The sequence below is a fragment of the Pedobacter terrestris genome (assembly GCF_052343045.1).
Lineage (GTDB): Bacteria > Bacteroidota > Bacteroidia > Sphingobacteriales > Sphingobacteriaceae > Pedobacter.
In genome coordinates, this window is the sequence record NZ_CP180264.1 from 3,342,932 (window position 1) to 3,361,911 (window position 18,980).

Annotated in this window: 16 protein-coding genes; 10 read left to right on the top strand and 6 right to left on the bottom strand. The window is 37.9% G+C overall.

Annotation, left to right across the window (positions count from 1 at the left end; genetic code table 11):
* Positions 1 to 80: 80 nt before the first annotated feature.
* Complete coding sequence (locus tag ACJVDH_RS14130; RefSeq protein WP_443944047.1) at positions 81 to 1,244, bottom strand: hypothetical protein; 1,164 nt, start codon at positions 1,242 to 1,244, stop codon at positions 81 to 83.
* A 121-nt stretch (positions 1,245 to 1,365) separates the two neighbouring features.
* Between ACJVDH_RS14130 and ACJVDH_RS14135 the strand changes: the two genes are divergently transcribed.
* The 5 genes from ACJVDH_RS14135 (at position 1,366) to ACJVDH_RS14155 (ending at position 6,305) form a co-directional block, all read left to right on the top strand.
* Positions 1,366 to 1,947, top strand: a complete 582-nt coding sequence (locus tag ACJVDH_RS14135) for a thymidine kinase (protein ID WP_443944048.1) — start codon at positions 1,366 to 1,368, stop codon at positions 1,945 to 1,947.
* A 129-nt stretch (positions 1,948 to 2,076) separates the two neighbouring features.
* On the top strand, positions 2,077 to 2,439 hold the full coding sequence (locus ACJVDH_RS14140; protein WP_443944049.1) for a hypothetical protein: 363 nt from the start codon (positions 2,077 to 2,079) through the stop codon (positions 2,437 to 2,439).
* Positions 2,440 to 2,503: 64 nt separating this feature from the next.
* Entirely contained in the window at positions 2,504 to 3,508 is a 1,005-nt protein-coding gene (locus ACJVDH_RS14145) for an ABC transporter transmembrane domain-containing protein (RefSeq protein ID WP_443944050.1), read from the top strand.
* A gap of 16 nt (positions 3,509 to 3,524) precedes the next feature.
* On the top strand, positions 3,525 to 4,862 hold the full coding sequence (locus ACJVDH_RS14150) for an HlyD family secretion protein (RefSeq protein ID WP_443944051.1): 1,338 nt from the start codon (positions 3,525 to 3,527) through the stop codon (positions 4,860 to 4,862).
* 6 nt (positions 4,863 to 4,868) lie between these two features.
* Complete coding sequence (locus ACJVDH_RS14155; RefSeq protein ID WP_443944052.1) at positions 4,869 to 6,305, top strand: TolC family protein; 1,437 nt, start codon at positions 4,869 to 4,871, stop codon at positions 6,303 to 6,305.
* 39 nt (positions 6,306 to 6,344) lie between these two features.
* Here the strand turns inward: ACJVDH_RS14155 and ACJVDH_RS14160 are convergent, their stop codons facing one another.
* Positions 6,345 to 6,725, bottom strand: coding sequence for a helix-turn-helix domain-containing protein (locus ACJVDH_RS14160; RefSeq protein WP_443944053.1), 381 nt, complete (start codon positions 6,723 to 6,725; stop codon positions 6,345 to 6,347).
* Positions 6,726 to 6,995: 270 nt separating this feature from the next.
* Here ACJVDH_RS14160 and ACJVDH_RS14165 point away from each other — a divergent pair, with 270 nt between their 5' ends.
* The 3 genes from ACJVDH_RS14165 (at position 6,996) to ACJVDH_RS14175 (ending at position 9,563) form a co-directional block, all read left to right on the top strand.
* Entirely contained in the window at positions 6,996 to 7,601 is a 606-nt protein-coding gene (locus tag ACJVDH_RS14165; RefSeq protein ID WP_443944054.1) for a Crp/Fnr family transcriptional regulator, read from the top strand.
* A gap of 175 nt (positions 7,602 to 7,776) precedes the next feature.
* Positions 7,777 to 8,709 (top strand): NAD-dependent epimerase/dehydratase family protein, encoded by a 933-nt coding sequence (locus ACJVDH_RS14170; protein ID WP_443944055.1) that lies wholly within the window; start codon positions 7,777 to 7,779, stop codon positions 8,707 to 8,709.
* Between the two features lie 44 nt (positions 8,710 to 8,753).
* On the top strand, positions 8,754 to 9,563 hold the full coding sequence (locus ACJVDH_RS14175) for an SDR family oxidoreductase (protein WP_443944056.1): 810 nt from the start codon (positions 8,754 to 8,756) through the stop codon (positions 9,561 to 9,563).
* A gap of 21 nt (positions 9,564 to 9,584) precedes the next feature.
* On the opposite strand, the gene ACJVDH_RS14180 is transcribed toward ACJVDH_RS14175, so the two are convergent.
* From ACJVDH_RS14180 to ACJVDH_RS14195, 4 genes are all read right to left on the bottom strand, one after another.
* Complete coding sequence (locus ACJVDH_RS14180) at positions 9,585 to 12,956, bottom strand: SNF2-related protein (RefSeq protein ID WP_443944057.1); 3,372 nt, start codon at positions 12,954 to 12,956, stop codon at positions 9,585 to 9,587.
* A gap of 6 nt (positions 12,957 to 12,962) precedes the next feature.
* On the bottom strand, positions 12,963 to 13,427 hold the full coding sequence (locus ACJVDH_RS14185; RefSeq protein WP_443944058.1) for a hypothetical protein: 465 nt from the start codon (positions 13,425 to 13,427) through the stop codon (positions 12,963 to 12,965).
* Positions 13,428 to 13,568: 141 nt separating this feature from the next.
* Positions 13,569 to 14,294 carry a LytR/AlgR family response regulator transcription factor gene (locus tag ACJVDH_RS14190; RefSeq protein WP_443944059.1) on the bottom strand — a complete coding sequence of 242 codons (726 nt, stop codon included), beginning with the start codon at positions 14,292 to 14,294 and terminating at the stop codon, positions 13,569 to 13,571.
* 81 nt (positions 14,295 to 14,375) lie between these two features.
* The gene (locus tag ACJVDH_RS14195; protein ID WP_443944060.1) at positions 14,376 to 15,377 is read right to left on the bottom strand and encodes a sensor histidine kinase; all 1,002 of its coding nucleotides are present in this window, start codon (positions 15,375 to 15,377) and stop codon (positions 14,376 to 14,378) included.
* Between the two features lie 211 nt (positions 15,378 to 15,588).
* On the opposite strand from ACJVDH_RS14195, the gene ACJVDH_RS14200 reads away from it, so the two are divergent.
* Together ACJVDH_RS14200 and ACJVDH_RS14205 are read left to right on the top strand one after the other, a co-directional pair.
* Entirely contained in the window at positions 15,589 to 16,440 is an 852-nt protein-coding gene (locus ACJVDH_RS14200) for a DUF5694 domain-containing protein (RefSeq protein WP_443944061.1), read from the top strand.
* Positions 16,441 to 16,467: 27 nt separating this feature from the next.
* Positions 16,468 to 18,867 carry an outer membrane beta-barrel family protein gene (locus ACJVDH_RS14205; RefSeq protein ID WP_443944062.1) on the top strand — a complete coding sequence of 800 codons (2,400 nt, stop codon included), beginning with the start codon at positions 16,468 to 16,470 and terminating at the stop codon, positions 18,865 to 18,867.
* Positions 18,868 to 18,980 lie beyond the last annotated feature (113 nt).

Below are 18,980 nucleotides of genomic sequence, written 5' to 3' on the forward strand. Positions count from 1 at the left end.
AAGGCAGAATACTTAACGACTTTATCCAAAAGAATACATCGCTTTAGGAAAAAGTCTTAAAGAATTACAGGCGAGATTATTTATTTACTGAATCTTCTGTTCAGCAATTCATAAAACTGATCTACCGTATTTTGTTTAGAAGCCCAATTATTTTTAACGGCATAATTTTTCTGTAGAAAAGTATCTGCAGTTTCAAAACTTTCCATTTTATTAATAATATCGATCACTTCTGAGTACGCCAGATTGTAGCCATTAAACAATTCGCGGATAAACAACAATTTCTCGTTCAGGTTTATCGCCTGTTTTAAATCTCCTATTGGTGCTTTAACTTCTTGCGGTTGGGCATTTGTTTTTGCAAGCAAATCATTAAGTGTAGGTGCAGGATTTGAAGAAATTGGCTTTTCTACAGGTTTTACAGGCACAGCCTGAGGCGTAAAAACTGGGCGGTCATCAACCTTTGGCGAAATAATTGCATCATCAAAACTAATCGTTTTTAAGGGTGCAACTGGCGTGTTTTGTTCTGCAACTGGTGTTTCCGGTTCTTCCTCATCTTCTTCCTCTTCCATCACCACCATAGCCATTTCTGTCTCATGCGGAATTAAAAATGGTTCTGGTCCAATTTCATCTTCTTCTGTAACTTGAGCTGTGCCGGAAGCGGTTTCAGTTTCTTGCTTTTCATGAATGCGTTTCTTTTGCGCTAAAATTTCTTCTTCAGCTTCGCTCAGTTTGCGGTCAAAAATTTCTTCAACAGGTTTCGCTTCATAATCAAACTGATCGTGTTCGCTGTGGTTACCCAAATCAAATTCAAATGTATAATCATCCTGATCGGGTTTAAAGAAATCCTTATTCAATACTTCTTCGGCTATCTCCTCTTTATGTTGTTCATCGTTCTGTAATTCCAATTGGGTTTGTAGATCTACCCTTTCCTCCTCTTCTTCTGCTTTCACAATTTCTTCAAGCTGAATGGGATCGGTTTCTTCTTCAACCTTGTTGTTTTGTGGCAAGGGAAGAATATTCGCGACAGGGGTTTGAGGTTCAATAGCTTTAACCGGCTCTTGTGGATTTTGTTCACTCAGTTTCTTTACAATCTGAACATGATCCGACAGAAAACTGGCATTTGCAAGAAACAGCTCCAACTCCAAACCATTTAACTGTTTTGGATTTTGAGCCAGAAACTCATATTGTTCATTTAGTTCTGAAAGAATGTTGCCTATTTTCCGGAAGATATCTTGCTGGTTCATCATAAGGTATAAACGAATTTTAGATCGATTTATGTTGGTAACTAAGTGCCCAAAAATAACACATAATTCTCATATTTGTTCGGTTTAAATAATTTAGAATTAACTCGGGAATCAAACAAGCGGCATGTTATTTAGTGAACAAAATTTTAGGAGACGTGGAGAATTTTCAGGAAGTATAGAAGTAGTATGTGGCTCTATGTTTTCTGGAAAAACAGAAGAACTTATCCGCAGACTAAAACGAGCACAGATTGCCAAATTGAATGTTGAAATTTTCAAACCCAAAACCGACACTCGTTATCACGAATCTGCAGTAGTTTCTCATGATCTAAATTCCATCTCCTCTACGCCGGTAGACAATGCATCTGCCATACTTTTACTGGGCGCCAACACGCAGGTTGTAGGCATTGATGAAGCTCAATTTTTCGATGATGAATTACCCGATGTCTGTAACAAACTGGCAATGAAGGGAATCCGCGTAATTGTTGCCGGTCTGGATATGGATTTCACCGGAAAACCGTTCGGTCCAATGCCTGCGTTAATGGCTATTGCAGAACATGTTACCAAAGTGAACGCAGTTTGCGTTTGTTGCGGAAACCCGGCTTTATACAGTTACAGAACGGCAAATAACGATGCTACAGTACTTCTGGGCGAAAAAGAAAGTTATGAGCCAAGATGTAGGGCATGCTATAATGTTGACAATGGATAAACTTTTGTATCAAAAATCAATTCTCGTTTAGTTAAGAAAATGATTGGTCTTTCTCATTAACATTAGAACGGGATTAGATTTCTATCATTTTTTTTGCACGGTGATAACATTTTGCTGACGGCTGCATGAATGCACAGACTTATCTTTGTAAAAGTGCTTAGATTCCTTAGAAACTCACCTTTAAGAAATGTGATCGGTATCATACTGATTGGCTTGTTTACCCTAAAAATGGGTGGACCGGTTTCTACCTTTCTGGTAGGGAAATACTGCTGCTGTATGAAATCTGAAAGTGACCTTGAAAAGGCAGAGAAAGAGGAAAAAAAACAGTACGAAAAACAATTCAAATCATTTGAGTATTTAAGCATCCTGGAAAGCAGAATTGTATGGGCAAATGACTTAAATCTTTATGTAAATAAAGACCATCAGAATACCTTCTACAGGATAGATCATTTCGGTACTGTACCTACGCCGCCTCCAGATGTCATCGTCTGATTTTTGAAGAAGTATGCGTTTGAACAGGCGCAAAATCATCACTTATATCCGGAAATTTATTTAAATGAAAAAAACAAATTCAGGTTCTGCACCTACGCCTTTGCGCAGGCTGCTCTCTATGTTACATCCAGAGCGCAAAACCATAAACTATATATTTTTATATGCCGGTATTATCGGTATTTTAAGTCTGTCTATCCCCGTTGGAATTACGGCTATTTTTAACCTGCTTAGCAATGGCGCAATGTACAGCTCAACTTATATTCTAATTCTTGCTGTATTGGTGGGTGTTGTTTTGGGAGGAATTATGCTCATTGGCCAACTCAGCCTGGTAGAATATCTGGAACAGAAAATTTTCCTTAAATCTTCTTTAGAATTTGCGTATCGCCTGCCTAGAATTAAAGAATCGGAATTGGAGGGCGAAAATCTTGCCGAATTGGTGAACCGTTTTTTCGACGTTATTACCATTCAGAAAGGTTTGATCAAATTGCTTATCGATATTATTGCAGCTATTGTAACAGTTTGCTTCAGTGTGGTATTACTTTCTTTTTACCATCCGCTATTTCTCGCCTTTGGCGTAATTGTAATCATTGCCGTTGCACTTGTTTTGGTATTGTATTATAAACGCGGCATGGACACCAGTATTCAGGAGTCGGAGCACAAGTATGAAACGGTAGCTTATCTGGAAGATGTAGCCTCACGCATCCAAGAATACCGTGGAAATGAGGAAATGATGTTGAAAGTGATTGCGGATACCGACAGAATTACCGGGAAATATCTGGCATCGAGGAATGACCATTTTACCATACTGAAACGCTTTTTTACGGCTTCGGTTCTCATCAGAACTTTTCTATTTGGTGCAATGCTTTTATTGGGTTCTTATTTTGTTGTAGAACGTCAAATGACTTTCGGCCAATTTGTGGCTGCAGAAGTTGTGATAGTTCAAATCGGCTATGCCATAGAAAAATTTCTAACCACCTTAGATACTATTTTTGATATGCTAACCGGAAGTGAAAAACTGGCTGTTGTGACAGACCTTGAATTGAATGAGGAGGTAGAAAAACATGGGTAGTAAAAAACACAAAGTGATGAGAAGACCCTTAAACTGGGAAAACCTCTCTCAAACCGGAAAATCGCAATTATTAAGCAATAGAGGTTCTATTTTACTTGGCCGCGTTCTGGCCGTTGCCGGTATTTTATTTATCATTATCCTGTTTCTTCCGTGGCGCCAAACTATCCCTGGTAAAGGAACAATTACTGCGCTAAGACCGGAAGATCGCCCGCAAACCGTGCAAAACCAAATTGGTGGCCGTATTGAACGTTGGGCAGTTAAAGAAGGAGACGAAGTTAAAAAAGGCGATACCATTTTAGTTATTTCTGAAACCGCACAATCTTATTTTGATCCTGAACTGCCCGTTAGACTGGATGAACAATTATCGGCCAAGCGAAGCAGCGAATTGGCTGCCGATCAAAAAATGACGGCAACAAATGCACAAATTGCCGCTTTAACTTCTGGTTTACGTTTTCAACTGGCTTCTGCGCAAAACAAAGTCATCCAATCCAGAAACGTAGTTAAAATAGATAGCGCAGATTTGATCGCGACTGAAAGTTTTTATCAAACCAGTAAGGTGCGTTTAAAGCGTTACGAAGAAGGTTATAAAAATGGTTTGTTTTCCTTAACAGATATTGAAACACGCCGTTTGAATCTTCAGGATGATGAAGCGAAAGTAGTAAGTGCGCAAAACAAACTTACAAATTCTCGCCAATCGCTCATTAATGCGGTAATTGATTTGGATAATATTCGTGCAAAATACAATGAATCTTTAGCGAAAGCACAGTCAGATTTAGGTTCGGCATTGTCTAGCAAAGCATCTGCGCAGGGCGATATCTCAAAACTCAGAAATGAAATTGCCAATATTGATGTACGTCGCGGCTTATACATTGTACGCGCACCGCAAAGCGGATTTGTGGTAAAAACCATGAAAGCAGGTATTGGAGAAAACATTAAAGAAGGCGAATCTATTGCTACACTTCAACCTGCAACACCTTTAATGGCGGCAGAAATTTTTGTAGATGCCATGGATGTTCCGCTAATTCTTGGCGAAAGTCCTGTTCGGTTGCAATTTGATGGCTGGCCTTCGGTGCAATTTTCTGGCTGGCCATCAGTGGCTGTTGGGACTTTTGCCGGTACAGTAACGGTAATTGATAAAGTAAGCAGTGCGAATGGCAAATACCGTTTGCTGGTTAGGCCTGCAAACCCATTGCCTGAGAAAGATGAACCTTGGCCAGAGCAACTTAGATTGGGTTCTGGTGTTTATGGCCGGGTTATTTTAAGAAGCGTACCGGTTTGGTATGAAATCTGGCGGAAACTCAATGGTTTCCCTCCAAACCTGGAAAGAGAACCTAAGCTGGAAAATGGAAAATAGTGTGTTATGACGAGAAAGAAAATCATTTTCCTTTTATTATGCCTGTTTTCCCTGCAATCTGTTTTTGCGCAAAACAATTTTCTTCAGCAAAAAATCTTTACGCTAAATGATTTGGAAGAATTGTTAATGGCAAACCATCCCGTTGTTAAGCAAGCAAAATTGCTTAGTGAAACGGCAAAAGCGCAAGTGGCGCAGGCCAGAGGAAAATTTGACCCAGCTTTAAAAACAGAGTTCAGAAACAAATACTTTGGCAATACCGATTACTACAACAATTGGAATAGCGAACTGAAAGTACCTTTATGGCTTGCTGGTGCAGATTTAAAAGTAGCTTACGACCGTAATGTGGGCACATATGCAAATCCAGAAACGCGTACCTCTACCGCAGGTTTGAGCGGTGTGGGTATCAGCATTCCGCTTGGACAGGGATTTATTATAGATGAACGCAGAAATACGTTAAGGCAGGCAAAAGCAATGCAAGATTATGCAGAAGCAGAACAGGTAAAAGAAATTAACTCCGTTTGGTTTACTGCTGTAAAAGATTACTGGAACTGGTATTATGCTTTCAAACAATATGAATTACTGCAAGAAGGCGTTCAGCTTGCAGAAAAACGTTTCCGGGCTATTGCCTTGCAAACAGAACTTGGCGACAAACCAACAATCGACTCGGTAGAAGCCTCTATCACTGTTCAGGAACGAAAAATTCAGTTGGAAAAATACAGCATCGAATTTCAGAATACAAAATTGTTGCTGTCTAACCACCTTTGGAATGAAAATCAGCAACCTAGTGAGTTGCCCGATATCGCAATTCCGGTTTCCGTAGACGATAAGAATTTAATTCCGAATGCCTCGTTACTCAATTCATTAATGGTGCAGGCCCAGGATCAACATCCTGAATTGCGTAAATTAGAGAGCAAAAGCCAACAATTAACGTTCGAAGAATCTTATCGGAAAGAAATGTTAAAACCGAAATTAAATGTTACCGGAACATTGATATCCAGTCGGCGAAATTTTAACGAATATGTGCCCGATTATTATGATTTCAACTTTAGCAATTACAAGTTTGGTTTTGAGTTCGCAATTCCTCTTTTTCTGCGTACCGAGAGGGCAAAGCTGAAAGAAGTACGGCTTAAACAAACCGCGTTGCGTTACGATCAATTATTGGTGGGGAGAAATATTCGGAATGATATTATGACCAAATATAATGATTTATCGGCTTACAGCAAACAATTGCAGTTACAGGTTATGAGTATCGGCAATCAGCAAACTTTATTAAATGGAGAACTTCAGAAGTTTGAGCTGGGAGAAAGTACGCTCTTTATCATCAACAGTCGGGAAAGTAAATTGATTGATATGAAAATGAAAAGGGAAGATCTGATTTCCAGTTACAACAAATCTCTGGCAGAACTTTACTACAAAGCCGGAACAAGGTTATCAGAAAAATAAAACAAAAAAATGGCGCAGGAGATTATGCCTGCGCCATTTTTATACTTTAAGCTTATATTCTTTAACAAGAATTTTAATCGGGATTTTCAATATTGTGCTGAATTGTCTGATCATAGATAACGACAAGCTGCGCTGATCATTCAACACTTTACTTAAATTGCCTTTATCTCCGTAATCTTTGGCCAAATCAGATGGCTTTGGATCAAATTCTTCCATTCTTATTTTTATGTTTTCTATCGGATCAACTTCAGGCAAATCCCAATAATCTGCTTCATATTTTTGAATCAAATGAATTAAAAGTATTTTTTCTTTATAGTCATCAGACTCTTTTGGCACATATTTAATTGTTTCGTATCGCGCTGATGCCAGGCTGTAATCGTCCTCATTCTCCAATAAAAACCACTGATTCTGTGTCTTCATAATTTGATGTCGTTTTGATTATATATTTTTTGCATCGACCCTATTGTAGGCAGCATGTGTACCTACAAACCTAATTTCTACTAATTGATCGTCGAAATCGCATGTTGCCGGCCAAAGTCGGCAACCCTTTCAAATAGATAATTCTCATCGTAAACTTTAAATACTTCAGATCGCAACTGGATAACTAAATAAAGATGAGAAAAAGCAAAAAATGTCTTGCTGGCACAAGTCAACATTTCTCCTTGTAAACAAATGTTTATATTGCCTGAAATGAACAATACAGAAAAGCTCAGCAAATTTAGAAATGCCTTATCAAAATTCGTTGAATTTGATGCGCTAGAATGGGAAATTTTCTGTGCACACATTCAGTTTTCAACTTTAAAGAAAAAAGAATATTTTGCTACAGAAGGGAAAGTTTGCACCGATATGGGATTTATAGCAAGCGGTGGTGTTCGATATTATTATCTGAAAGATGGAGTAGAAATTACAGGTTATTTTAGTTTTGAACATGATTTCGTCAGTTCCTATAAAAGCTTTTTAACCGGCGAACCTTGCCTCAACAATATTCAGGCATTGGAAGAAACTGAATTGATCTTGATCTCAAAAGACAACATTCACGCTTTGCAAAACCATCCAAAACTGGCCTATAAAATGGAACGTTTTGGCCGTTTAATGGCCGAATATTATATCTGTTGTTACGAAGATCGTGTAACGGCATTCATTACTCAAACTGCTGAAGAACGTTATCTCGATATGGAAAGGACAGCAAAAGCGCTTTTTCAAAAAATCCCTCAGCATTACATCGCTAATTTTTTAGGCATTACGCCGGTTTCTTTATCACGCATCAGAAAACGTACGCTTTTGCAAAAAGCATAAGGTTTGTAGGCTTCGCATTTTACCTTTCATTTATCACATCAAACACCTACAAATTCTAAACAAACCAGCCCAAACTAACCAAACTCTTAATCAACTTGTAGCATAAACCTTATCTTTTGTTAACGTTTTCTTCGCTTGGCCTGCATTAACTTTGTTTTACCAACACAGAAAAATTATGCACACTATATTGGGCGCCGGCGGGCCAACAGCAAACGCACTAACAGCAGAACTTATCGCCAATAATGAACATGTTCGTTTGGTTAGTCGCAGGGCGATAAATTACCACAATGAAAATGTTCAGTGGATGAAAGGCGATCTGCTGAACCAACAAGAAACGATAGACGCTACAAAAGGATCGGCGATCATTTACATGTGCGCCGGATTGGTATATGACACCAAAATATGGCAAGAACAGTGGCCGATTGTAATGCAAAACATAATTGCCGCCACAAAAGCCAGCGGCGCAAGATTAATTTTCTTTGATAACGTATACATGTACGGATTGGTAAAAGGCGAAATGTGTGAAGATTCACCAAATCATCCAAGCAGTAAAAAAGGCGAAGTTCGGGCTAAAATTGCAGAAATGCTGATGAAAGAAGTAGCAGAAGGAACTATCAATGCAACCATTGCCCGCGCAGCAGATTTCTACGGAACGGAATCTACAAATAGTTTTTTCGATATGATGGTTCTGAGCAAATACGCAAAAAAAGAATCGGCGCAATGGATTGGCAATCCAAAGACACTACACAATTTTACCTATATTCCTGATACGGGCAAAGCACTTTATTTGCTGGCCAAAGCACCAGAATCTGCCAATCAAATCTGGCATTTACCCACAGCAAAACCTTTGTGCGGCGAGGAATTTATACAATTAGCTGCAGAAGTGTATGGTGTAAAACCGAAATTTAGTGCAATTAATAAAACTATGCTTTGGCTGGTTGGACTTTTTAAAAAAGTTGTTGCGGGCACCGTAGAAATGTATTATCAATATGAAAACGATTACAATTTCAACTCTGATAAATTTGAGAAAAAATTCAATTTTGAGCCAACAAGCTATCGCGATGGCATAATGCAGATGTCTAAAACATTGTATAAAAAGCAGGATTAATACAAATTTTGGTTAAAAAATTTGAAATCTTATCTTTAACCGAAATGCAAAATACAACTACCGGCTTGCCGGCAAAAACCATATCTGTTTTAGGATGCGGATGGTTTGGGTTAGCGCTAGCCAAAGAATTGGTTGCCAAAGGATATAAAGTTAACGGTTCTACAACTACGCCAGAAAAGCTGAACCTGTTAAAAGCCGAAAACATAACACCATTTTTAATTAATTTCTCTGCAAACCAACAACATGCAGATGAAGTTTTTTTCAACTCTGATGTGCTGTTTATTTGCATCCCACCGAAAAGAAACAGTTCAGAGTTGACGGATTATCCTGAAAAAATCAATTCTATTCTGCACCGGGCTAAACCGAATCAGCAAGTTGTACTGATCAGCTCAACAAGTGTTTATGGCGATTGTAATGAAGTGGTAAATGAACACAGCGAAACACAGCCGGATACAGCATCTGGTAAAATAATTCTTACTGCAGAACAGAATCTTCATCGCCTTCGGCCAGAAAATGCCACAATTATCCGCTTTGCGGGATTGATTGGACCAGACCGAAATCCCGGAAGGTTCTTTGCTGGCAAAACAAATATCGCGAATGGATTGGCTCCTGTAAACCTGATTCATCAGATTGATGCCGTTGGTTTCGCCTGTGCTTTGTTAGAAAAATCAGCATTCGGCCATACCTTCAATGCCTGTAATCCCAATCATCCTTCAAAAATGGATTTTTATACCGCTGCTGCAAAAGAAAGTAACTTGCCGTTGCCAGCGTTTATTGCAGAGAAAATTAGCTGGAAAATTGTAGTGAGTTTAAACGTTAATTTATTGGGTTACATGTTCCAAAAGCAATTGTAAGACACGCTTTAGAACCGAAATTTAACTCAACAAACCTAAAAGTTCTTTCTTGTTCAGTTTTTTAAAAAACGAGCCATCGGTTTGAATTACGTCGCGCACAAGATCTTTCTTAGTGGCTTGCAGTTTCATGATTTTCTCTTCTATCGTATCCGGACAAATCAACCGTACGGCCATTACATTTTTCTTTTGGCCAATGCGATATGCACGATCTATGGCTTGATTTTCTACAGCCGGATTCCACCACGGATCAACCAGATAAACATAATCTGCTTTGGTTAAATTTAGTCCGGTTCCGCCAGCTTTCAGGCTGATTAAAAATACGGGCACATCATCATTCTCCTGAAAATTATCTACCGCAGCTTTTCGGTTTCTGGTTTGGCCAGTTAAATAAGCATATTTTATGCCTTTTAATTCCAACTGTTTTTTAACCAGTTCCAGCATGGTTACAAACTGCGAAAAAACTAAAATCTTATGGTTTTTAGCTTTGCTTCGAATTTGTTCAATCAGTATTTCAATTTTAGATGAAGATTGAAGATAAGATTTCCCATCGGCCAATAAAGCTGCAGAATTACAAATCTGGCGCAATCTTGTAATACCTTTAAGCACATGCATTGCACTTTTAGGCAATTCATCGTCCGTTTTTTTCAGAATATAATCCTGTATTTCCTTTTTGTTGGCTTCATAAACTTCGCGTTGCTCCTCTCCCATTTCGCAGTACAATACAATCTCTGTTTTCTCTGGAAGCTCTTTTGCTACGCGTTCTTTTGTTCGCCTTAAAATAAAAGGTTTAATCTTTCGCTGAAGTTCTGCAGCACGTTTACTGTCTTTAAACTGATCAATTGGTGTAGAATATAAATCGGCAAATTGTTGCTTGCTGCCAAACAAACCCAAACAAGCAAAAGAAAGTTGCCCATACAAATCAAAAGTATTGTTTTCTATTGGCGTGCCCGTTAGCACAATTTTATTGCGCGATTGCAACATTCTCGCCGCTTTGTATCGCTGCGATTCCGGATTTTTGATATTTTGCGATTCATCCAGAAAAATATAATTAAAGCGGTAATCTTTTAAGAAACGAATATCAGAAAGCAAAGTTCCGTAAGATGTGAGGATGACATCGTAGCGATCAAAATCTTCTACAACTTTGCTTCTGTCGCTTCCATAAATAGTTTTTACCCGCAATGATGGTGCAAATTTTTGTATTTCATCTATCCAGTTAAAAATCAATGAAGCCGGTACTACAACAAGGTTGGTGTTAAAAGAAACTTTCTCGCGTTGCGACAGAATAAAAGCCAGAACCTGTATGGTTTTTCCCAATCCCATGTCATCTGCCAGGCATCCGCCGAAATTAAAATCATCCAAAAAGTTTAACCAGTTTAAACCTTCTTGTTGATAGGGGCGCAATTCTGCTAGTAAACCTTCTGGTACTGCAACATCTGCAATAGCATTGGTATCGTCAAACTTCTGTTTATAACTGATAATTTCATTGCGTACATTTCCGTCAAGCAAAGCATCTTCGTAGATTTCATCAAGTGTGGCGAAACTAATTTTTGGTGTTAGAATTTTATTGTCAACAATTTCGCCGGCATTAAAATACTGTGTAAACTTAACCAACCATTCTTCTGGCAGAATACCTTGTGTGCCATCATCAAGTGTTACAAACTTGCTTTTGTTGCGGATAGATTTATGCAGGTATTTCAGCGCAACTTTCTGCTTACCAAATTTCACTTCGGCTTTGGTTTCAAACCAATCTGTTCCGCTTAAAACCTCAATATTAACTTCGGCTTTGAAAGGATTAAGTTTATTGTTTTTGAGCTGATTAAAACCCAGAATATGAATGTTTTTGCTTCGCCAGGTTTCAAAAGTTTCCAGAAACCAATCCAATTCAAGAAATCTTTTGCGGTGGAGGTAAAATGCATCATTCGTTTCCTGCTCATAAAAAAAATCATGCTGCCTCATAATTTCTGCGATAAACTGCAACTCGGCATTTTCATCCCGATGAACGGTAAAAACATTACCCAATTTATCTTGTGCCTGAATTTGTTTTTTAGACAATACCGGAATTTCGATATTGCCGTAACGCATTACCGGGGTTATAAGTACGTAGTCTTCTGATTCTGACAGGTAAAGCAATTTTTCATTTTCAAGATCAAAACCTTTTTCTTCGATCTGCCTTTTGGTGGCCGGTTTTAGATAAGAATAATCTACACGGAGATTGCCCTCAAGTGGAATGAGAATGCTTTTTTGAAATTCAGGGTATTTGCTTTTATGCAAAATAAGCCGATTACTTTGTTTGATGAAATAACCAATTACACGCAAGAAATCCAATCGTGGAATGAGGTACAATTGATCTTTAAGTTGAATAAAGTACTGATATTTCAGCATTAGATTATCCAGTTCATATGTTTTACCTTCTAAAGAAATCCGGCCGGTAATTTCATAAAAATCATCTTTTTGATTAACAGAAAGGCGCAAATCAATATCCAGAATTTGCAGATTAACCGGCAAAACAGAACTGGACTGAATATTTGCCGATATTTTCGGCTCGTGAATATAAAAAGGCCAGTTAAGCGGATTTTTAACTACCGCTTTTATGGCATTCATTTCTTTTTGAGAAAAGTCTGAATCGTAATTTTGCTGAAAACCCGCCACTGCACCAAAAAATTTAGCCTCATCTGTATCTGTTGTTGTAAAGATCAAATCTGCCGGATCTAATCTGTTCATCGGATTTTTTAACTTATTATTTTTGGTTTTAGCGGCTTCATACAACTCTACAACAAGATGGTTATAATAGCGATGCGGTGTAAGTACAATCAGTTTGTTGTTATCGTTTTGCGCCGATTTACCAGCTATTTCCGGTTTTGACGAAGGAAGTAAAATGCTTTTCAGTTCTTCTTCTGCCTGTTTATCAAAAGCCTGAAAAGGAATTTTTGGCATAATCTTAAAGGCATCTTCTTTATATTGAACAACAAATAAATCGTCCAAATCTTTTTCATTTTCCAATCCGTAACTTTGCGCTACGCGCTTTATCTCTTGCTTACGAAGTACTTCATCAAAGAAAATCCGCAGCGCATCTCTTTTCAGAATATTGTATAAAACCTGTGCCTGGTGGCTGCAAAGCCTATTTTTAGATTCGGTACATCTGCAAGAAAGCTTTAATCCATTTTGGTTTTGCCAAAGTTGAACGATAGGAAAATATTCTTCTGCATCGGGCTGACTGAACGCAGCATAATCGATTTCGATTTGTACCGGAAGCAAAGAAAAATATCCGCGCAGATTGGTATCTACTTGTGTGCTGAGGTGTTTAAGAATGAAAATTGCATTCAAATCCTTCAGATTAAAACCGTTGATGTTGTAGGTATTCTGATTTTCTTCTGAAGGATTTTGATCTGCCATAGAAAACTACAAATGAGATTTTAAATCGGCAGGAGAATAGTTAATGGATTTTAAAGTTTTGTCATCCGCTTTGCGGAAAACAAGAAACAAACCATCAATTTCTTTATAATAAGATTCTGTTTGGTCTTTATCAAAATAGTGCTGAATTGTTGCTTCTGCTTCTTCTACAGTTTTGCAGGCTTTGCTCATGTTAGAACGGTGCACTTCATCAAAAAGGGTTTTAAATTTTTCACCAAGGCCAAACTCATGTATGGCGCCGGCTAAAACATACTGCAAATCGCAAAGTGCATCGGCAACCTCAACCAAATCATCATTTTCTATGGCTTCTTGTAATTCTTTCAATTCTTCTGCAAGCAAAGCAACGCGTAAATTGGCTCTTTGTTTTGAAGGAATTATTGGTGTTTCTAGTATTGGATGTTTAAAAGTTGTGTGAAATTCGGCAACTTGGGTTAATGCGTTTGTTTCTTGCATGGTGAGTTTTTTTATTCTGGGAGACAAACTTAAAAAAATCTTTGTGTTTACCGGAGATCTTAATAAAATCCCGGAGATTTTGAGGGCAAATGTATATAAATACGAATCTGCGCTTTTCAGCAAAAAACTAAGAAACAACCTTTATCTTCTTTCTCGGATCATTTTAAAGAACTCTTCTTTATATGTATCTCCTACCGGAATGGCCTGCTCGCCAATAAAAACGGTATTTCCATCAACCATTCTGATCTTATCAACAGAGATGATGTATGATTTATGCACGCGGTAAAACGGTGGCTGTGGTAAATCTGTTTCCAACTCTCGTAGCGATTGGTAAGTGATTATCCGCTGATCTGCGGTGTAAACGGAAACGTAGTTTTTTAGACCTTCTATGTATAAAATATCGCTGTAATTTATTTTCAGGAATTTGTTTTTAGTATCGCCTTTTATAAAAATATAGCCGGGTTGGTTGTTGTGATTTGCCGCCACATGATCTGTTTTTACCGCTAAAACAGGTTCTAATATTTGCTGCGCTTTTGTTGCAGCCTGGTAGAAGCGCTCATAAGAAATTGGTTTTAGAAGATAATCAACAACATCGAGATCAAACCCGTCCAAAGCATATTCCGGATAAGCGGTTGTGAGGATTACTTTACATTTACCGCCGCAAATTTTTAGAAACTGGATTCCGGTAAGTTCAGGCATTTGAATATCGAGAAAAACCAAATCAACTTTTCCTTCTTGTACCATTGCAAGGGCGTCAAAAGCATTTGTTGTGGTCCCAATCAATTCTAAAAAAGGCGTTCTTTTGATAAATGTGGCGATAATATCTGATGCATACGCTTCATCATCAACAGCAAGGCAACGGATCATTTGAATTTAAAGTTTAGAATCAGACTTATAAGATATTTTTATTTCTTCGGTACCTCAAGCTTTGAGCTTTCGGTTCTTCAACTACAAATTTAAAATTAAAGTTGATTTGTAGGTATTTCCATTGTTGGCGACGAGTAAATCGTGTTTATCGGGATAAATTAAATCTAAACGGCGGTAAATATTCACCATACCCACACCACTTGAACGGTCTTTCTGTGCATGACTGATTTTATTGCTTACTTCAAAGCTAAGTCTGTTGTTCTGCACTTTCAGTTTTATCCGTACCGGGCGACTTTCATCATTCACAACGCCATGTTTAAAGGCATTTTCTACAAAAGGAATCAACATTAAAGCGGCAATTTTTTGTCCGTCTACACCTTCGGTAACAAATTCTACATAAAAATTAGGTTCAAAACGCATTCTGAACAATTCTATGTAACTCTCCAGATAATCTACTTCTTTATCTAAACTTACTTTGCCATCTGCACTTTCACTTAATGTGTAGCGCATCAAATCTGACAGGCGCAGAACGGCATTTGCCAGTTTATCAGAAACCGGAATCGCCAGTGCATAAACATAATTTAAAGTGTTGTACAGAAAATGCGGGTTAATCTGCGATTTTAAAAAAGAAAGCTCTGCTTTAATCACCTCATCTTTCAATTCGCGGTTGCTTCGTTCCGTTTCAAAACTCAACTGAACGCCATAAATTGCTGCTGGAACAACGATGTACGGGATACTCCAGTAAATATTATCGGTGATATAATCTAAAGCAGTAGTTCCTTCAAAGTAATTGTGAATGCCAAACCACTTTAAAAACAGTACTTCTTCTAACAGGTAACGAGAAGCAATAAAAATAACCATTACGGCCAATACACCAGCAATAAGTTTTGGCACTTTACTGCGTGTTAAATATTTAGGATAAACCCAGGCATAACACAGGTAAAACTCTACGATATGCAAAAAATCCATAGACAAACTAAACGCAGATTCATTGATATCCATGCCATTAATTAATCTTGCTCCGTATTGATAACCCAATACGAGTAACCAGCAAATGATATGTATAGAAATTATTTTAAGCATTTTCATGCTCTAAAACTAGATAAAGGTTTTTAAACTGCCTATTTTCTTATTCCAACGGCGGAAAAAATTATCCCAAACACGCGTTTTTCCGGACGAAAAGCGCCAGCGCCCCAAAAAGCAATTCGGATAATAATTTAAACCGTTGGGATTATAAAATTTACAGCCCGAAGCAACTTCTGCACTTTTGAATCGTCATTTAATTCCAAACAATATGAAAACGATTCTCCATTTCTTTACCCTAATTTTATTTGTAACTGCATTTTCAGGCAAAGCGTCTGCGCAACAACAAGAGGTTTTATTAATCGGCACTTTCCATTTTAACAATCCTGGGTTTGATGGTGTTAAAACCAATAAATTTGATGTTCTGGACAAACAACCGCAAGCAGAGCTTGATGTACTGGCGGCCAAAATTGCCAAATTTAATCCCGATCGTTTCTTTGTAGAATGGAAGTTTAACCAACAAAACGCATTGGATTCTTTATACCAAATCTACCTTAACGGCAACTATCAGAATTATATCGATCAAAAATTTAAAGCTGAAAAATCCTATTCATCATATAACGAAGATGAAATTTTCCAACTGGCTTTTAGAAGCGGCAAAAAAGCCGGATTAAAAACCATAAACGCTATGGATTACACGATGGATTTGCCTTTTGATTCTGTACAAAAAGCAATGAAAAATGCCGGACAAACTGCGCTCATGAACGAAATTGATGATTTGTTTAAGCGTATTGGCAATCGCCAGAATCAGAAAATGAAAACTTTGGGTTTAACCGATTTACTGCTCGATTTAAACACTTCAGCATCCAGAAATGAAAATGCAGGTTTTTACTTACAAACCCTTAACAAAGCAGGCAAACCAGACGATTTTGCCGGTGCATACATGGTTTCTGAATGGTTTAGAAGAAATCTGTACATGTATTCCATTGTACAAAAAATTACCCAATCAAAAGACAAGCGCATTGTGATTCTTCTCGGCGCAGGCCACATTGCCATGATCAAACAATTTATTGAAACCGAAAACAGGTTCAAAGTAATTGAACTGAAAGATATTTTAAATTAAACAACTCTACATTAAACTGCACTAAACATGAAATATTTTGCCGCAATACTTTTAATTTCGCTAAGCTATTTTGCACATGCTCAAAACACAAATGTAACCGGACTGATTACCGATCAACACAAAAAACCGCTTGATTATGCGTCAATTGCATTAATTCGCCTGCCAGATTCTACAACAATTGGCACACAGGTAACTAAAACAGACGGCACTTATACATTCAACTCTGTAAAAGCCGGCCGTTATATTATAAAAGCGCTTATTGTAGGTTATAAAAGAAATCAAACCTCAGTATTTGAAGTAAAAGACGCTTCTGTACAATTGCCAGCATTGGTTTTAATGGAACACGCAACGGCACTAAGAGATGTAAATATCGTTTCAAAAATGCCGGTTATCGATCAGAAATCAGACCGTACAATTGTAAATGTAGAACAGATGAATACTGCTGGAGACAACGCACTGGAAGTGATTAGTCGGGCGCCCGGAATTAAACTAGACAAAGATGACAACATCATCATGAAAGGAAAAAGTGGCATTACGGTAATGATTGACGGAAAAATGAGTTACATGACAGGCGCCGAATTAACCACTTATTTAAAATCCCTTCCGGGATCAGTTTTGAGTAAACTCGAATTAATTTCCAATCCGCCTGCCTCTTTGGATGCTGCCGGAACCGGAGGTTTTATCAATATAAAACTTAAACGCAACCGCATGCAGGGTACAAATGGAAATGTAAATTTTGGCGGCGGTTATGGCAAATATGAAAAAATATACGGCGGTGCAAATCTGAATTATAATGTAGGCAAACTGAGTACTTATGTGCGCCTGAATGCCGGCCATTACAATTCATATAACTTATTAACCTTAAACCGCCAGATTGGAGATGAACAATACAATCAGGAAAATTATTGGCACCCGATAACAAAAAGCTACAACTATTCTGCAGGTGCAGATTATTTCCTGAGCGATAAACACACTTTCGGCGTAATGTTTAAAGGATATACTTCTCCTGTAGAAACCGAAGTAACCAGCACTTCGCCAAATTATAACGCACAGGGCATAAAACAAGGCACAGTAAACATGTTTAATCCACAAGACAACCAATCTTCAAATTATGCAATCAACCTCAATTACCGGTTTAAAATAGATTCTTTAGGAAGAGAGCTGGGTTTTGATGCCGATTATGTAAGCTACGATATGGATCGCTCAGAAACCTTTACCAATACCTACTTGAATGCATTTGATCAGTTGATTGGCAATCCTATTTACTTGCGCAATATGGGCATGGGCAAAACATCAATTTATGCTTTAAAAGTTGATTATGTTCATCCCTTTAATAAAAATCTAAAGCTGGAAACCGGATGGAAAAGCAGTTGGGTTAATACACAGAACGATTTAAGTTTTGACTCTTTAAAAACTGCTGGCTGGATAAACGATCCGCGCCGTACAAATGCTTTTACTTATACTGAACAGATTAATGCCGGATATATTTCACTTGCGCAAAGCTTTAAGAACTTGGATTTAAAAGTAGGATTAAGAGCTGAACAGACGCTGGGCAATGGCTTTTCCTCTGGTACATCAACCGTAATAGAGCGCAAATACTGGAAACTTTTTCCAAATGTTTCTATGCTGTATAAAGCTGGTGAAAACAATCAATTTACGCTTTCTTACCGCAAAAGCATCAACCGTCCGTCATATGGAGACCTGAATCCCTTCGCTTTTTATAGCGATCCATATACGGCCTTACAAGGAAATCCTTTACTTCAACCTTCTTATGCAAACAACTTCGAATTTAATTATACTTTAAAAAATTTCAGGTTACTAACGGTTAGTTATGCGACAACGAAAGGATCTCAATCCAATGTAATTTATCAAAATGACGTCACTAAAGAAAGCATTAGCAGGCCAGAAAATCTAAATTCAGAAACCAGTTTATATTTCGCAACAGGTAGTCCGTTTGATGTCGTAAAATGGTGGAATAACAGTACAGAATTTTCTGCGGGATACAACAGAGTGTATTCGCCGGTACAAGGAACCGGATATAATGCATCACAATGGAATTGGTCTGTAAGTACAGATAACACCTTCACACTGCCAAAACAATATTCATTGAGTTTATATGCATATTACTATTCGCCATCAGTTTCTGGGTTGTATCGCAACCTGGCCAATTACGCATTGAACCTGGGTGCAAAGAAAACTTTCTGGAAGAAAAATGCAACTATTGCCTTTAGAGCAAATGATATTTTTGCAACCGGAAAGTTCAGAGCTTTACTGCAATACAACAACATTAATACTTATTGGCAAAATGAATGGGAAAACAGAAAATTCTCACTCAACTTTACCTATAAATTCGGAAATATGAAAATCAAAACCGCAAGAAGCAGAAGAACCGGAACAAGCGAAGAAGAAGGACGGGTTGGAAATTAATTGATCAGGGAACATTGAAGAGAGTGAATGATTGATTGCGTAAACAAGTGGAAAATTGGCAAAGCGCTTATACTCAAAATCACATAACGGATTACGATTCAATCATTTGCTCA

Excerpts from the sequence above, each read along its gene's own strand:
- ACJVDH_RS14130 (WP_443944047.1), bottom strand. The coding sequence starts at position 1,244 with ATGATGAACCAGCAAGATATCTTCCGGAAAATAGGCAACATTCTTTCA.
- ACJVDH_RS14135 (WP_443944048.1), top strand. The coding sequence starts at position 1,366 with ATGTTATTTAGTGAACAAAATTTTAGGAGACGTGGAGAATTTTCAGGA.
- ACJVDH_RS14140 (WP_443944049.1), top strand. The coding sequence starts at position 2,077 with ATGCACAGACTTATCTTTGTAAAAGTGCTTAGATTCCTTAGAAACTCA.
- ACJVDH_RS14145 (WP_443944050.1), top strand. The coding sequence starts at position 2,504 with ATGAAAAAAACAAATTCAGGTTCTGCACCTACGCCTTTGCGCAGGCTG.
- ACJVDH_RS14150 (WP_443944051.1), top strand. The coding sequence starts at position 3,525 with ATGAGAAGACCCTTAAACTGGGAAAACCTCTCTCAAACCGGAAAATCG.
- ACJVDH_RS14155 (WP_443944052.1), top strand. The coding sequence starts at position 4,869 with ATGACGAGAAAGAAAATCATTTTCCTTTTATTATGCCTGTTTTCCCTG.
- ACJVDH_RS14160 (WP_443944053.1), bottom strand. The coding sequence starts at position 6,725 with ATGAAGACACAGAATCAGTGGTTTTTATTGGAGAATGAGGACGATTAC.
- ACJVDH_RS14165 (WP_443944054.1), top strand. The coding sequence starts at position 6,996 with ATGAACAATACAGAAAAGCTCAGCAAATTTAGAAATGCCTTATCAAAA.
- ACJVDH_RS14170 (WP_443944055.1), top strand. The coding sequence starts at position 7,777 with ATGCACACTATATTGGGCGCCGGCGGGCCAACAGCAAACGCACTAACA.
- ACJVDH_RS14175 (WP_443944056.1), top strand. The coding sequence starts at position 8,754 with ATGCAAAATACAACTACCGGCTTGCCGGCAAAAACCATATCTGTTTTA.
- ACJVDH_RS14180 (WP_443944057.1), bottom strand. The coding sequence starts at position 12,956 with ATGGCAGATCAAAATCCTTCAGAAGAAAATCAGAATACCTACAACATC.
- ACJVDH_RS14185 (WP_443944058.1), bottom strand. The coding sequence starts at position 13,427 with ATGCAAGAAACAAACGCATTAACCCAAGTTGCCGAATTTCACACAACT.
- ACJVDH_RS14190 (WP_443944059.1), bottom strand. The coding sequence starts at position 14,294 with ATGATCCGTTGCCTTGCTGTTGATGATGAAGCGTATGCATCAGATATT.
- ACJVDH_RS14195 (WP_443944060.1), bottom strand. The coding sequence starts at position 15,377 with ATGCTTAAAATAATTTCTATACATATCATTTGCTGGTTACTCGTATTG.
- ACJVDH_RS14200 (WP_443944061.1), top strand. The coding sequence starts at position 15,589 with ATGAAAACGATTCTCCATTTCTTTACCCTAATTTTATTTGTAACTGCA.
- ACJVDH_RS14205 (WP_443944062.1), top strand. The coding sequence starts at position 16,468 with ATGAAATATTTTGCCGCAATACTTTTAATTTCGCTAAGCTATTTTGCA.